The organism is Chitinimonas taiwanensis DSM 18899, from assembly GCF_900119825.1.
Classification (GTDB): domain Bacteria; phylum Pseudomonadota; class Gammaproteobacteria; order Burkholderiales; family Chitinimonadaceae; genus Chitinimonas; species Chitinimonas taiwanensis.
In genome coordinates, this window is the sequence record NZ_FPKR01000001.1 from 181,387 (window position 1) to 195,492 (window position 14,106).

Below are 14,106 nucleotides of genomic sequence, written 5' to 3' on the forward strand. Positions count from 1 at the left end.
CACATGCTAGACAGCCAAGCCGTTTATAATTCGGCGCTTATTTCATTGCAGATTCGGTTTCATGCTCAAGTATCTTGGCCTCGACAGGCCTTTTTTATTGCTCGCCCGCAAGCTGCTATTCAGTGTAGTCCGTACCCATGTCTTGTCAGATAGCCCAAGCAATCTGGGCCTCGATCCGACCCGGCCGGTGGTGTATGTGCTGCAGCGCCGCTTCCTGAGCAATATCCTGGTACTGGACCGCGAAGTCAGCGCGGCCGGCCTGAAATCGCCGCTGGACGGCCTGGCCGCCAATGGCGTGCGCGAAAACCGCGCCTTTTTCTTTACCAGCCGTGGCGAACCCTGGTTCGGCCGCAGCAACAAGGCCGGCTACTCGCCACGCCTGCAGCGGCTGAGCGAGGCAGTGCGCAATCATCCCGATTTCGATGTGCAGCTGGTGCCGGTCACCATTCTGTGGGGACGCACGCCCGATAAGGAAAGCTCAATCTGGAAGCTGATCTTCTCGGAAAGCTGGTCGCCGCGCGGCCCGCTGCAGCAGTTCTTCACCATCCTGCTGCATGGCCGCCAGACCCTGGTGCGCTTTGGCCAGCCGGTCTCGCTGAAGGAGCTGACCCACGACGCCGAGGACAGCGAGCGCGCGGTACGCAAGGTGGCGCGCGTGCTGCGCGTACATTTCCGCCAGCAGCGCGAAATGGCCATCGGCCCCGATCTATCGCACCGTCGCACCCAGGTGGAAGGCATTCTGGAAACCGAGTCGGTGAAGGCGGCCATTGCCGCCCTGGCCAAGGAGAATGGCGGCGGCTACACCGCCGAGCAGAAGGCGCAGGAGAAGGCGCGCCGCTATGCCTGGGAAATCGCCGCCGACTACAGCTACCCAGTGGTGCGGGTATTCCACCGCTTCCTGACCTGGGTGTGGACGCGCCTCTATGACGGGGTGGAGCTGAGCAATTTCGATACCGTAACCGGCATGGCACCCGACCACGAGGTGGTCTATGTACCCTGCCACCGCAGCCATATCGACTATCTGCTGCTCAGCTATATCGTCTACCAACAGGGCCTGATGATTCCGCACATCGCCGCGGGCGCCAACCTCAACCTGCCCATCGTGGGCGGCATCCTCCGCCGCGGCGGTGCCTTCTTCCTGCGCCGCTCCTTCAAAGGCAATCCGCTATATGGCGCGGTATTCAATGAATACCTGCATATGGTTATCGCGCGCGGCAACCCAATCGAGTACTTCGTGGAAGGTGGCCGCTCGCGTACCGGCCGTCTGCTGCAGCCGCGCCCCGGCATGCTGGCGATGACCGTGCAGAGCTATCTGCGCGATTCGAACCGCCCGATTGTGTTTATCCCCGTCTATATCGGCTACGAAAAGCTGTTCGAAGGACGCAGCTATGTGGGCGAGCTGATGGGCAAGCCCAAGCAGAAGGAATCGCTGTTCAATCTGATCCTCAGCATCCGCGAGCTGAAGAAGAACTTCGGCAAGGTGCATGTGAACTTTGGCGAGCCGATCAAGCTGGCCGAGGTACTGAGCGAATCCCACCCGGACTGGAAGCAGGAGCCGCCGCTGGACGAACAGCGCCCGGCCTGGTTCACCCAGAGCGTGCGTCAGCTCGGGCAGAAGATTGCCGACGGGCTGAACAGCGCCGCAGTGGCCAATCCGGTCAACCTGGTCAGCCTGGCGCTATTGGCCACGCCGCGCCACGCGATGGACGAGGACCAGCTGGTGGCCCAGCTGGACGGCTACCGCAAGCTGCTCAGCGCGGTGCCCTATGCCGAACGCGCCCAGCTGACCGCCATGGACGGCCGCGCCATGGTCGAGCACTGCGAAAAGCTGCGCCTGATCCAGCGCCACCCGCATGCCTTGGGCGATGTCATGCACTTCTACCCGGAAGACGCGGTGCTGTGCAGCTATATGCGCAATAACGTGCTGCACTGCGTGGCGCTGCCCGCGCTGATCGCCTGCCTGTTCTCGCGTAATGCCTCGCTGAGCCGCGAGCAGCTCGGCAATCTGACCCGTACCGTCTATCCCTTCCTGCGCGCCGAGCTCTTCCTGCGCTGGCAGCCGGAGGAGCTGGACAGTGCGCTGGATGCCTATCTGGATGCCCTGGTGCAGATGGGCTGGCTGGCCACCAGCAGCGGGCGCGAAGGCATTTACCACGCGCCGAATATGAATGCGGACGAGTATGCGCAGCTCAACCTGCTTGGCCAGGCGGTGCGCCCAGCTCTGGTGCGCTATTTCATCTCGCTGTCGGTGCTCACCCAGCAGGGCAGCGGCACGGTCAGCACCGATGAGCTGGAGGCGCTCTGCCATCTGCTCGCCCAGCGCCTGAGCCTCTTGCGCGAGTTCAATGCGCCGGAGTTCTTCGACCGCGCGATCTTCCGCACCTTTATCAGCACGCTCAAGCAGGCGGGTCTGGCCGGCGAGAACGAGGCGGGCAAGCTGACCTTCAATGGCGCGGTGCGCTCGGCCGCAGCCGAATCGCGTTATGTGCTGCCGCCCGATGTGCGCCAGAGCGTGCTGCATCTGACGCGGCTCGATCGCGGCACGGTCGAACAGGCGCTGAGCCGCCTGGCCGCCAAGGGCAAGGCCTGATCGCATTGAGCAGACGCAAAAAAGGGACGCTATCGCGTCCCTTTTTTTCATGCTGGCGGGTGCGTATCAGAACTTCTCGTGCGGACCGAGGTAGCGCCACTGGCCCATGGGCAGGTCGGAGAGTGGGATACGGCCGATGCGGATGCGCTTGAGGCCAACCACCTTCAGGCCGACCAGCTCGCACATGCGGCGGATCTGGCGCTTCTTGCCCTCGCGCAGCACAAAGCGCAGCTGGTTTTCGTTCTGCCAGCTGACCTTGGCCGGCTTGAGCGCCTGACCTTCCAGGCTCAGGCCGTGGTTGAGCAGCTTCATACCCTCATCACTGAGATTGCCCTCCACGCGCACCAAATATTCCTTCTCGATCTTAGTCTCGTCGCCGATCAGGGCCTTAGCCACGCGGCCGTCCTGGGTCAGTACCAGCATACCGGTCGAATCGATATCGAGCCGGCCAGCCGGCGCCAGGCCGTTCAGGTGGCGGCGCGAGAACTCGATGCCAGAGCGGTCGCCCACATAGCGGTTCTCGGGGCGGATCAACAGATCAGCCGGGCGATGGCCGCCCTCGGCCTGGCCGGACACGAAGCCGATCGGCTTGTTCAGCAGGATGGTGACCCGCTGCGCTTGAGACACGGCCGCCATGCGGTCGAGCTCGATACGCTGGGTGGGCAGCACACGGCTGCCGAGTACATCGACCACAATGCCGTCGACCTTGACCCAGCCGCGTTCGATGTATTCATCGGCTTCGCGGCGTGAGCACAGGCCCAGCTCGGCCATGCGTTTGGAAAGTCTGAGGGTTTCCGGCGCGTCGCTCATATCGGGTCTTTCACTGGCAAAACGCCATTTTAACGCCGCACGCGGCAATTCAGGACGCTCGCGTTAAAATCCCGCCCTATGGATACCCAAGCAGAACTCGATTACGCACGCCGTTTCGGCGGCATTGCCCGCCTGTACGGCGCCCGCGCGCTGGCGCAGTTCGAGGGCGCCCATGTGTGCGTGATCGGCGTGGGTGGCGTAGGCAGCTGGGCTGCCGAGGCGCTGGCGCGCAGTGCGGTCGGCCAGATCACCCTGATCGACCTCGACCATGTGGCGGTCTCGAATGTGAACCGCCAGCTGCATGCGCTGGATGGCAATCTGGGCAAGGCCAAGGTCGCGGCCATGGCCGAGCGTATCCGCGCCATCAACCCGCGCGCGCAGGTGCACGAAGTGGACGATTTCCTGACCCAGGAGAACCTGGCCGCACTGATCCCCAAGGGGCGCTACGACTTCGTGCTCGACTGCATCGACCAGATGCGCGTGAAGGTGGCGCTGGTAGTGCACTGCAAGCGGCAGAAGATTCCGCTGCTGGTTTCGGGCGGCGCCGGTGGGCGTATCGATCCGACCCGAGTCGCGCTGGCCGATATCGCGCAGACCAGCGGCGACGCGCTGCTGTCCAAGATCCGCGCTGAGCTACGCCGCCAGCATGGCTTTGCGCGCGAGGGTAAGAAATTCGGCATTGAGGCGGTGTATTCGACCGAGCCCATCGTGCGCCCGGTGGCCGATGCCTGCGAGCCCGTGGCAGCAGGGCCGCAGGGCCTGAACTGCGCCGGCTATGGTTCGGCCGTGGCAGTGACCGCCAGCTTTGGCATGGCCTTGGCTGGCCGCGCGCTGGCGTTGCTGGCCAAGCCGCCTGCGACACCAGCCACCCCAAGTCGACCGGGCTGAACAGTGGCGTGCATCAGGCCGTGCTGATGCGGCGCCGTCTATACTCGGGGCTGTGTCCGCCGGAGTCCGCCATGCCCAGACCGCCCCACCACCATCCTGGCCACCCAGCACCAAGCGTGTGTACGGCCACCTGTACAGACATCGAGGTGCGAGCTTGAAGCGCTGCCTGTACGGCCTGCTGGCCTGCCTGCCCCTGCTCTGCAGCGCCCAGCTCAGCATCAACGTGACGGATGCGGGTGGCCAGCCAGTGGCCGATGCGGTCATCTATGCCGACGCGCTGAGCGGCAAGCCGCCCAAGGGCAAGCTCAATGCCACCATCGACCAGATCGACAAGGAGTTCGTCCCGCTGGTCACCGTGGTACAGACCGGCACGGCGATCCGTTTCCCGAACAAGGACAATATCCGCCACAACATCTATTCCTTCTCACCGGCCAAGGTGTTCGACCTGAAGCTCTACTCGGGCACGCCAGCCGCCCCCATCGTGTTCGACAAGGCCGGCCAGGTAGTGCTCGGCTGCAATATCCATGACTGGATGGTCGCTTATCTGCTGGTGGTCGATACACCCTGGTTCGACAAAAGCGACGCCAAGGGCATGGCCAGCTTGGTGGGGCTGCCGGCCGGCGACTATCTGTTGCGCGTCTGGCATCCCTACCAGAGCACGGAAGCACCAGCTCAGAAGATCAAGGTTGGCAGCGGGGCGGAAAGCCGCTTTGTGTTCCGCCTGAAACTAGCCCCACCCAGCACAGGTACGCATGCGAAATGAGTTCTGGCAGCGCAGCCGGCAAAGCCTGACGCTGCGCATCGTGGTTTTTTTCACCGCGCTGCTTGCCCTGGTGCTCAGCGCGGCCTTTGCGCTGGTCAGCGCGGCCAATTTGCGTATCTCGCGCGATACGGTCGCCCATGAGCTCGATACCGGCGAGAAGGTATTCCGCCGCCTGCTCGAACAGAACGCCAGCAAGCTGACCCAGGGCGCCGGCGTGCTGGCCAGCGATTTTGGTCTGCGCGAGGCGATTGGCACCGGCGACACCGCCACGCTGCTGTCGGCCCTGCGCAACCACGGCAATCGCATCGGTGCGCAGATCGCCATGGTGTCCGGCCTGGACAACCGCCTGCTGGCCGACACGCTGCACCCGGACCGCAGCGGCCAAGCCTATCCGTTTGCCCCGCTGCTGGCCGAAGCCGGCCAGCGTGGCAGCGCCAGCGGCATCGAGGTCATCGATGGCCGCCTGTATCAGATCCTGGTCGTGCCGGTGCGCGCGCCGATCACGCTAGCCTGGATCACCATGGGCTTCGAGGTCGACGACCCGACCGCGGCCGACCTGCAGGCGCTGGCTGGCCTGCAAGTGTCCTTCCTGGTCCAGCAGCGCCCGGGCTGGCAGATTTACGCGTCCACGCTCGGCCCCGCCCAGCGCGCAGCACTTCAGACGCAGCTGAGCGCGCTGCGTGCCGCCGGCCAGCTGACGCTGGCGCAGGAGGTCTACGCCACGCGGCGCATCCAGCTTGGCCATAGCGTGAAGGGGCCGGTGTACGCGCTGCTGGCCCGCTCGCTGGATGAGGCGATGGCACCCTTCTATGCGCTGCAGGGCACCCTGATCATCCTGGCCGGCTTTGCCCTGTTGGTCTGTCTGCTGGTGGGCATACGGCTGGCGCGACGCATTACTGGCCCGCTGCGCGCGCTGGCCCTGGTCGCCCAGCGCATCCGCGCGGGTGACTATCGCCAGGACATCGCCATCCATGACGGCAGCGAGATCGGCCAGCTGGCTGGCAGCCTGGCACATATGCAGCAGGCGATTGCCGAGCGCGAGGCGGAGATCAGCAAGCTGGCCTTTCAGGACAGCCTGACCGGTCTGCCCAACCGCCTGCGCTTCAACCAGCGTCTGGACGAGGCCATCCTGCGTGCCGAGCAGGCACAGGGTCAGCTCAGCGTGCTGCTGATCGACCTCGACCGCTTCCAGCAGATCAACGACACGCTCGGCCATCCATATGGCGATCGCGTACTGGCCGAGGTGGGCCGGCGCCTGGCCGCCTGCGCACGGGCCGAAGACACGGTGGCACGCCTGTCCGGCGATGAGTTCGCCTTGCTGCTGCCCGGCATGTCGACCAGCGCCGTGCTGCAGAATATCGGCCGCATCAAACGGGTGTTCGACCAGCGCTTCGATCTGGATGGCCGCCCGCTCGATGTGCGCGCCAGCATCGGCGTGGTCGGCTATCCCGAACATGGTGATAACGCAATCGAGCTGATGCGCTGTGCCGATATGGCCATGTATCGCGCCAAGCGTAGCGGCAGCGGGCATGCGCTGTACGACACCGGCATGCGTACCTTCCGCGAGGAACATCTGTCCCTGCTCGGCGATCTGCAGCAGGCGGTCGACAATAATGAGCTGATCCTCTACTACCAGCCCAAGGTCGCCATCAATGGCGCTGGCGGTGACGAGGCCGAGGCGCTGGTGCGCTGGATACACCCGCGCAAGGGCTTTATCCCGCCGGGCGAGTTCATCCCCTTCGCCGAGCAGACGGGCTATATCAAGGAGCTGACCCGCTGGGTGCTGGCGCGCGCCATCAAGCAGGCCGGCCAATGGCTGCGCGAGGGGCGTCCGGTTAAGGTATCGGTCAATCTGTCCACGCGCGACCTGCTCGACCCCGGCCTGCCGGCCACCGTGGCCAGCCTGATCGACCTGGCCAACCTACCGCCCGACTACCTATGCCTGGAAATCACCGAGAGCGGCTTCATGGATGAACCGGCCAAGGCGCTCGATGTGCTGCACAAGCTGCGCACGCTGGGCCTGTCGCTGGCTATCGACGACTACGGCACCGGTTACTCCTCGCTCGCCTATATCCGCCGCCTGCCGATCACCGAACTAAAGATAGACCGTGCTTTCGTGTTGGAACTCGCGCATAGCCAGGGCGATGCGCAGATCGTGCGCTCCACCATCGAGCTCGGACACCGGCTGGGGCTGAAGGTGGTGGCCGAGGGCGTGGAGGACCAGCCGGTGGTGGCCGTGCTGGCCGAAATGGGCTGCGACCGCATCCAAGGCTATGTGTTTGGCAAGCCCATGCCGGCCGAGGCCTTTGACCAGTGGCGCAACGCGCGCCTGCAGTTGCAATAAAGCCGGTTTCGGTAAGCCCTAGCCGCGTGATCTAGGCTGCTTCTGCTAATCTTGCGCGGTTTTCCACGAGCACACTGCCATGCCCGAGATCGGTTCCCCTGAGTTTGTCTTCTGGTTCCGCCAGGCCGCCCCCTATATCCACGCGTTTCGGGGCCGTACCTTCGTGGTCGCCTTCGGCGGCGACCTGATACGCGACGGCGATTTCGGGCCACTCGCGCATGACCTGAACACCCTGGTCAGCCTGGGTGTGAACCTGGTGCTCGTGCATGGCGCACGCCCGCAGATCAATCAGCGCCTGGAGGAAGCCGGCCTGCCGCTGCAGCTGGAGCGCGGCGTGCGGGTCACCGAGCGCGACGCGATCATTCCGGTGCTGCAGGCCATCGGCCAGGTGCGCTTCGAGATCGAGGCTGGCCTATCCATGGGCCTGGCCAACTCGCCGATGGCGAATGCCGATATCCGCGTGGCCGGCGGCAACTTCGTCACCGCCCAGCCCATGGGCGTGCGCGAGGGTGAGGACATGCAGTACACGGGCGAGGTACGCAAGCTGGACGTGGCCGCCATGCGCGACCGTCTGGAATTCGGCGAAACCATCCTGCTTTCGCCGGTCGGCTACTCGCCCACCGGCGAAGCGTTCAACCTGACCCTGGAAGACGTGGCCACTACGGCCGCCGTGGCCCTGCAGGCCGACAAGCTGATCTTCCTGCTCGACCAGCCCGGTGTGGTGGACGAGCAGGGCGAGCTGGTGAATGAGCTGACCGCGGCGGAAGCCGAGGCCTATATACCGAGCGAGCGCAGTACCAGCAGCGATCTGGATTTCTACCTGCCCTGCTGCATACGCGCAGTACGCCATGGCGTGAAGCGTGCGCACCTGATCTCACGCCATATGGACGGCGCGATGCTGACCGAGCTGTTCACCCACGAGGGCATCGGCACCATGATCTCGCGCGAGCCGCTCGAGACCCTGCGCCGCGCCATCATCGACGATATCGGCGGCATCCTGGCGCTGATCGAACCGCTGGAAGAGCAGGGCGTGCTGGTCAAGCGCTCGCGCGAACTGCTCGAGCGCGAGATCGAGCGCTTCGCCGTGCTCGAACACGACCGCAAGATCATCGGCTGCGTGTCGCTGCATACCTTTGAAGAGGGCGAGATTGCCGAGCTGGCCGGCCTCGCTGTCCACCCCGACTACCGCGATGGCGGCCGCGGCGAGCAGCTGCTCAAGCATGTGGAACGCGAGGCGCGCCGGCTGAATATCCGCAAGTTGTTCGTTCTTACCACACGTACCGCGCACTGGTTCGTCGAGCGTGGCTTTGCGCCAGCCGAGGTCGATATACTCCCGATGAAGAAGAAAGAGCTATACAACTGGCAGCGGCGTTCGAAAGTGTTTATCAAGACACTGTAAACAGCCGGTAGCCAGCGCGCGTCACCCTCGCATCCGTCAAACACGTCGCCCACAACGCTCACGTCGCATGAAAGCTGATTGATGCAGGTTCCCTTCTTCCGCACGCTACGTGCCCGACTGATCCTGGCCATCCTGGTCGTCCAGTCGCTCGTGCTCGCGGTCTTGCTGGCCAATGTCAATCGCGTCTGGTCCGATATGGTGCTGCGCGCCACCGAGGTGCGCGTGGAGGAGCTGGCCCGGCTGCTGAACGCGGCACTGGCGCCGCCCATGGCCTCGCTCGACTATGCACCGGCCGCCGAGCTGCTGGACAGCATGCGTACACCGGAAGGCATCGACTACCTGGTGCTGTTCGACCGCCAGGGCAAGGTGGTGGCGGCGCGCGGCTGGGATGTGGGCACCGCACTGCCGCCGCCCGATCAATTCAGCACGCTGAGCGGCAGCGGCAATATCCCCCCGGTCGTGCATGCCAGCAGCGAGATCAAGCTGGCCGGCCAGCAATATGGTCTGCTGCGCTTTGGTGTGTCCACCGAGCTGCTGGGCGAATCGGCCGACCGCATCCTCTGGCAAAGCGCCACCGTCATTGCCACCGGCGCCGGTGTTTCGGCCTTGGTGCTGGCCCTGCTCGGCTTCTGGCTGACCCGCCGCCTGTACCGACTGATGGATGCGGCCGACCAACCCGGCCAGAACGGCCTGCCGCAGCTGATTGCCATCGATGGCGAGGATGAGGTCAGCGCGCTGGCTGAGCGCTTCAACCAGATGTCGACCGGCATCCAAGAGCGGCTGGATGCACTGAAGAAGAATGAAGAGAAATTCCTCGCCATCGCCGACTACACCTATGGGGTCGAGCTGTGGCTGAACCCGGCGGGCGAGCTGGTATGGGTGAATGCCTCGGTGACGCGGCTGACCGGCTATACGGTCAAGGAATGCATGGAGATGCGCTACTTCCCGCTGCCCCTGGCCACGCTGGACGAACGCGGTCGCGTCTCGGACACGCTCAAGCAGGCATTGGGCGGCACGGCCGGGCAGGATTTCGAATTCCGCGCCATGCGCCGCGATGGCAAGACCTTCTGGGCTGCCATGAGCTGGCAGCCGATCTACGATGGCAGCGCGAACTACCTCGGCATCCGCGCCTCAGTGCAGGACAATAGCCAGCTGAAGGAAGACCGGCTGGCCATGAAGCGCGCGGTATACGAGCTGCAGCAGTCGCAGGCGCTCAATCAAACCTATCTGGCGCGCGCTGAGAGCGAGCGTTCACGCCTGAGCGCGCTACTTTCAGCCATGCGCTTCGGCGTGCTGTTTGTGGATACCGACAATCTGGTGGTGTTCCACAACCCGGCCTTCCGCTCGCTCTGGCTGATTGACGACAGCACGCTCATCGTCGGCAAGCCAATCGGCCAGGTGCTGCAGAGCGCACTGAACCGCCCGGCCGCTTATGACTTCGCCACCCTGCTGGAAGCCAGCGAGAGCATGGCGGCCATGGATGTCTACCCGGGCGACCTGACCATGAACGATGGGCGCATCGTCACCCAGCACTGCTATACGGTGCGCGATGAGCAGGCCTATATCACCGGCCGGCTATGGGTGTACGAAGACGTGACCCAGGAGCACTTCCTGAATGAGCGCATGGTCTTCCTGGCCGAGCGCGATGCGCTGACCGGCCTGCATAACCGCCATGCCTTCCAGGAACAGCTCGAGCGCATGCTGGCCGAAGCCGAGCGCAACCAGGAAAACCTGGCCGTGCTGTATTTCGACCTGGATGAGTTCAAATATGTGAACGACACCTTTGGTCATGGTGTCGGCGATGATCTACTCAAGCGAGTGGCCGAGGAAATCTCCGGCCAGGTACGCCGCAACGAGTTCTTTGCCCGCCAGGGCGGCGATGAATTCGCCATCCTGGTGCCCAACTGCAATGAGACCGATATCAACTACCTGGCCACCCGCATCGTCGCCACGGTGGCCGGCATTCAGTTCAATGTGGATGGCCAGCCGCTGCGCCTGTCGTCCAGCCTCGGGGTGGCCATGTACCCGCTGCATGCGGAAAGCGCCGAAGACCTGGTCGCCCATGCCGACACCGCCATGTACCAGGCCAAATCGGCCGGCAAGGCGACCTGGCGCATGTATCAGGCCGAGCGCGATGCCAGCCGTGAGATGGTCAACCGGCTGACCTGGAACGAGCGCATTCAACAGGCGCTGGAGAACGACGGCCTGGTGTTGTACTTCCAGGGCATCTACGAGGCGGCCACGCGTGAAGTTGCGCACCTGGAAGCGCTGGTGCGCATGAAGGACCCGAACAATCCAGGCCAGATCATTCCGCCCGGCCACTTCATTCCGCACGCCGAAAAGAGCGGCAAGATCCTCGATATCGACCGCTGGGTGATACGCAAAGCGATCAGCATGCTGGCCGAGCACCCGAGCATGCCCTCGGTGGCGGTCAATATCTCCGGGCGCAGCTTCGACGAGACCAGCCTGCCTGAGTACATCCGCACCCAGCTAGAGGAAGCCCATGTGGAGCCAGCGCGCCTGATGGTGGAGCTGACCGAAACCGCGGCGGTATCGGATATGCGCGACGCGCAGCGCTTTATCGAGGCGCTACGCAATACCGGCTGTACGGTCTGCCTGGACGACTTCGGCGCCGGCTTCTCGTCGTTTGCCTATCTCAAGCATCTGAAAGCCCATGTGCTGAAGATAGACGGGCTGTTTATCCGCGATCTGCCGCGCGACCACGATAGCCAGATCTTCGTGAAGGGCATGGCCTCGATCGCGCGCGATATGGGTAAGCAGACGGTAGCCGAGTTCGTGGAGGACGAGGAAACCCTGCGCATGCTGGTCGAATTCGGCGTGGACATGGTGCAGGGCTACTACCTCGATAAGCCCAGCCCCGATCACCCGGCCATCCACGGTCTAATGCGCAGCAGCCACGCCTAGCCCGGACCGGGCTAGACCACTTCCTCCGCCCACAGCATGGCTTCGATTTGGGCGCGGTTCGCGTCATTGCGGCTGACACCGGCCGCCACGAACAGAGCCGGCTCATCGGGCAGCTCACCATGCTCGCAGGCCAGCGCCAGATCCAGCAGGGCACCGAAGGGGCCACTGCGATTGAGCAAGGCCTGGCTGACCGGCTCAGGCAGACTCAGCTTGTCGAGCAGCTTGGCCATGGGCTGGCGCAACAGCGCTTCCAGCATCGAAAACATGCCGGTGGTGAACAGCAGATCGAGTTCGGCACGCTTGAACTGCTTGGCGCCCAGGTTCTCCATCATGCGTGCCCGGATCAGGGCCATCTCCAACAGCACGGCCTGATCGCCTTCCAGGCGTTCATGGCTGAACAGCAGCAGAGTCAGCCAGCGATACAGCTGCTTGTTGCCGAGCACGATCATGGCGCGGTCCAGGCTATCGACCTTGGTCATCAAGCCGGCGGCCGGCGAGTTCACATAGCGCAAGAGCTTGAAGCTCAGCATGGGGTCGTACTTCATGGCCTGGGCAATCACCGCCGGTTCGGCATCGGCACGCACCAGATTCAAGACTTCCAAAAGGCGCAGATAGCTGGCGTCGACCGCATCGGCGTCCGACAACTCCTTGCGGCGCAGATAGCTGCCCTGCAGGAACTGCACCGGCAGTTGGCGACAGACCTGCAACTCCTCGAAGAAGTGGATATCGGCCACCACGATGGCCGATTCGGGTGCCGCCATGGTCAGCGCGGCCACGCTGCGCGCCATCTCGGTCACATCGCGCTGGGCAATCGACAGCTTCAGGTAGTCGGCCAGTGGAAACAGCGGCTGCAGCGCCGGGGTAAGCGGGAAGTTATCGAAGCCAAGCTGGAAGCCCTGTTCCTTAAGCTCCTGCAACAGCGGCTGGCGCGAGGCTGGGTCGGCAAAGAATTCCTCGTTGTAGATCAGCATCAGTACAAAGCGCCCTTGCGGCAGCTTGCGTAGCAAGGGGCTGTCCAAGGCCCAGACCGAGACCTCGAGCACGATGCGCTTCTTGCCGAAGGCTTTGGTAGCCTCCTCGGCCAGGAAGTTACGCAGCAGCACCTCGTCATACAGACGCCAGACCGAATCGGCCATCTTGGACTTACGCCGCAATACGCTCTCGCGCAGACGGAAGTTGTAGCCCATCACCTGCAGATCACGGTCGAGCATGATCTCGCGTTGCAGCATGGTCTCGACAGGTGCCCCGGCCACGAAGCCGGCCTGGCCGGGCGCGGCGCCCAGCGCGACATGGCCGCTGCTGGCCTGGCTGGCCGTACTGGTTGGCGCAGGTTGGGGAGGGGTGGTGGGCGACGCCGCTTCGCCGAAGAGCTTCTTGATGAGCCCAAACATAAAGGCCTGCCGTTTCTGTCTAATGGCTGCAAATGTGCAGCGCCATTATAGGCAGAAACCGCAGGCCTCAAGCCGGGGTCGCTGGGGCTGAAACGCTTAGCCGGTCAGCTTTTCCAGCGCTTCACGGTACTTGGCGGCGGTCTTCTCGGCCACCTCAAGCGGCAGGGCTGGCGCGGGCGGTGTCTTGTTCCAGCCGGTGGTTTCCAGCCAGTCGCGCACGAACTGCTTGTCGTAGCTGGGCGGATTGCTGCCCGGCTGGTATTGGTCGGCCGGCCAGAAGCGGCTCGAATCGGGTGTCAGCGCCTCGTCCATCAGGCATAGCGTGCCGTCTTCATCCAAGCCGAATTCGAACTTGGTATCGGCGATGATGATGCCGCGTGTGGCGGCGTATTCCGAGGCGGCCAGATACAGCTTGATCGCGGTATCGCGCACCTTGGCGGCCAGTTCAGCGCCGATCAAATCGCAAGTCTGCGCAAACGAGATCGGCTCGTCATGGTCGCCCACCGCCGCCTTGGTGGATGGGGTGAAGATCGGTTCGGGCAGCTTCTGCGCTTCCACCAGGCCAGCCGGCAGGGTGATGCCGCTGACGGCGCCAGTGGCCTTGTAGTCCTTCCAGCCGCCGCCCACGATATAGCCGCGCACCACGGCTTCCACCGGCACCGGTTTCAGGCGCTTGACCACGACTGCACGGCCTTCCACCTGCGGGCGGTCTTCGGCGCTGACCACGTCCTCGGCCTGCTCGCCGGTGAAGTGACTGGGTACCAGATCCTTGAGCTTGTCGAACCAGAAATTGGAAATCGCAGTCAGGATCTTGCCCTTGGCCGGGATCGGTTCGTTCAGGATCACATCGAAGGCGGACAGTCGATCGGTCGCGATCATCAGCATGCGCTTGTCGTCGATCTCGTACAGATCGCGCACCTTGCCGCTGTAGATCTTCTTCAGGCTGTTCAGATTGGTGGTGGTCAGGCCGTCCATGGCATGTTTCCCGTCAGTCGG

9 protein-coding genes are annotated in these 14,106 nt (G+C 63.9%); 6 read left to right on the plus strand and 3 right to left on the minus strand.

The genetic code is table 11. From position 1 onward, the window contains the following. The first annotated feature begins 61 nt into the window (after nucleotides 1-61). On the plus strand, nucleotides 62-2,590 hold the full coding sequence (plsB, locus tag BT173_RS00820) for a glycerol-3-phosphate 1-O-acyltransferase PlsB (RefSeq protein WP_072426719.1): 2,529 nt from the start codon (nucleotides 62-64) through the stop codon (nucleotides 2,588-2,590). A gap of 66 nt (nucleotides 2,591-2,656) precedes the next feature. Here the strand turns inward: plsB and BT173_RS00825 are convergent, their stop codons facing one another. After that, the gene (locus BT173_RS00825; protein ID WP_072426720.1) at nucleotides 2,657-3,400 is read right to left on the minus strand and encodes a pseudouridine synthase; all 744 of its coding nucleotides are present in this window, start codon (nucleotides 3,398-3,400) and stop codon (nucleotides 2,657-2,659) included. A gap of 78 nt (nucleotides 3,401-3,478) precedes the next feature. Here BT173_RS00825 and BT173_RS00830 point away from each other — a divergent pair, with 78 nt between their 5' ends. The 5 genes from BT173_RS00830 to BT173_RS00850 all read left to right on the plus strand — a co-directional run bounded on the left by BT173_RS00830 (nucleotide 3,479) and on the right by BT173_RS00850 (nucleotide 11,719). Further along, on the plus strand, nucleotides 3,479-4,288 hold the full coding sequence (locus tag BT173_RS00830) for a tRNA threonylcarbamoyladenosine dehydratase (RefSeq protein WP_072426721.1): 810 nt from the start codon (nucleotides 3,479-3,481) through the stop codon (nucleotides 4,286-4,288). A 154-nt stretch (nucleotides 4,289-4,442) separates the two neighbouring features. Beyond that, entirely contained in the window at nucleotides 4,443-5,051 is a 609-nt protein-coding gene (locus tag BT173_RS00835) for a methylamine utilization protein (protein ID WP_217651371.1), read from the plus strand. Continuing rightward, on the plus strand, nucleotides 5,041-7,395 hold the full coding sequence (locus BT173_RS00840) for a putative bifunctional diguanylate cyclase/phosphodiesterase (protein ID WP_072426722.1): 2,355 nt from the start codon (nucleotides 5,041-5,043) through the stop codon (nucleotides 7,393-7,395). Before BT173_RS00835 ends, BT173_RS00840 begins: the two co-directional genes overlap by 11 nt. A gap of 79 nt (nucleotides 7,396-7,474) precedes the next feature. Further along, nucleotides 7,475-8,794 carry an amino-acid N-acetyltransferase gene (gene argA, locus BT173_RS00845; RefSeq protein WP_072426723.1) on the plus strand — a complete coding sequence of 440 codons (1,320 nt, stop codon included), beginning with the start codon at nucleotides 7,475-7,477 and terminating at the stop codon, nucleotides 8,792-8,794. 81 nt (nucleotides 8,795-8,875) lie between these two features. Continuing rightward, nucleotides 8,876-11,719 carry a bifunctional diguanylate cyclase/phosphodiesterase gene (locus tag BT173_RS00850; protein WP_072426724.1) on the plus strand — a complete coding sequence of 948 codons (2,844 nt, stop codon included), beginning with the start codon at nucleotides 8,876-8,878 and terminating at the stop codon, nucleotides 11,717-11,719. A gap of 11 nt (nucleotides 11,720-11,730) precedes the next feature. On the opposite strand, the gene BT173_RS00855 is transcribed toward BT173_RS00850, so the two are convergent. Both BT173_RS00855 and BT173_RS00860 read right to left on the minus strand, forming a co-directional pair. Then, the gene (locus BT173_RS00855; RefSeq protein ID WP_072426725.1) at nucleotides 11,731-13,110 is read right to left on the minus strand and encodes an EAL and HDOD domain-containing protein; all 1,380 of its coding nucleotides are present in this window, start codon (nucleotides 13,108-13,110) and stop codon (nucleotides 11,731-11,733) included. A gap of 96 nt (nucleotides 13,111-13,206) precedes the next feature. Next, a complete protein-coding gene (locus tag BT173_RS00860; protein ID WP_139255982.1) occupies nucleotides 13,207-14,085 on the minus strand; it encodes a phosphoribosylaminoimidazolesuccinocarboxamide synthase in 879 nt (292 codons plus the stop codon). Between the last annotated feature and the right edge of the window lie 21 nt (nucleotides 14,086-14,106).

What these genes read in the sequence shown, in the direction of transcription:
- BT173_RS00850 (WP_072426724.1), top strand. Translation starts at nt 8,876, where the DNA reads ATGCAGGTTCCCTTCTTCCGCACGCTACGTGCCCGACTGATCCTGGCC.
- BT173_RS00830 (WP_072426721.1), top strand. Translation starts at nt 3,479, where the DNA reads ATGGATACCCAAGCAGAACTCGATTACGCACGCCGTTTCGGCGGCATT.
- plsB (WP_072426719.1), top strand. Translation starts at nt 62, where the DNA reads ATGCTCAAGTATCTTGGCCTCGACAGGCCTTTTTTATTGCTCGCCCGC.
- argA (WP_072426723.1), top strand. Translation starts at nt 7,475, where the DNA reads ATGCCCGAGATCGGTTCCCCTGAGTTTGTCTTCTGGTTCCGCCAGGCC.
- BT173_RS00855 (WP_072426725.1), bottom strand. Translation starts at nt 13,110, where the DNA reads ATGTTTGGGCTCATCAAGAAGCTCTTCGGCGAAGCGGCGTCGCCCACC.
- BT173_RS00840 (WP_072426722.1), top strand. Translation starts at nt 5,041, where the DNA reads ATGCGAAATGAGTTCTGGCAGCGCAGCCGGCAAAGCCTGACGCTGCGC.
- BT173_RS00860 (WP_139255982.1), bottom strand. Translation starts at nt 14,085, where the DNA reads ATGGACGGCCTGACCACCACCAATCTGAACAGCCTGAAGAAGATCTAC.
- BT173_RS00825 (WP_072426720.1), bottom strand. Translation starts at nt 3,400, where the DNA reads ATGAGCGACGCGCCGGAAACCCTCAGACTTTCCAAACGCATGGCCGAG.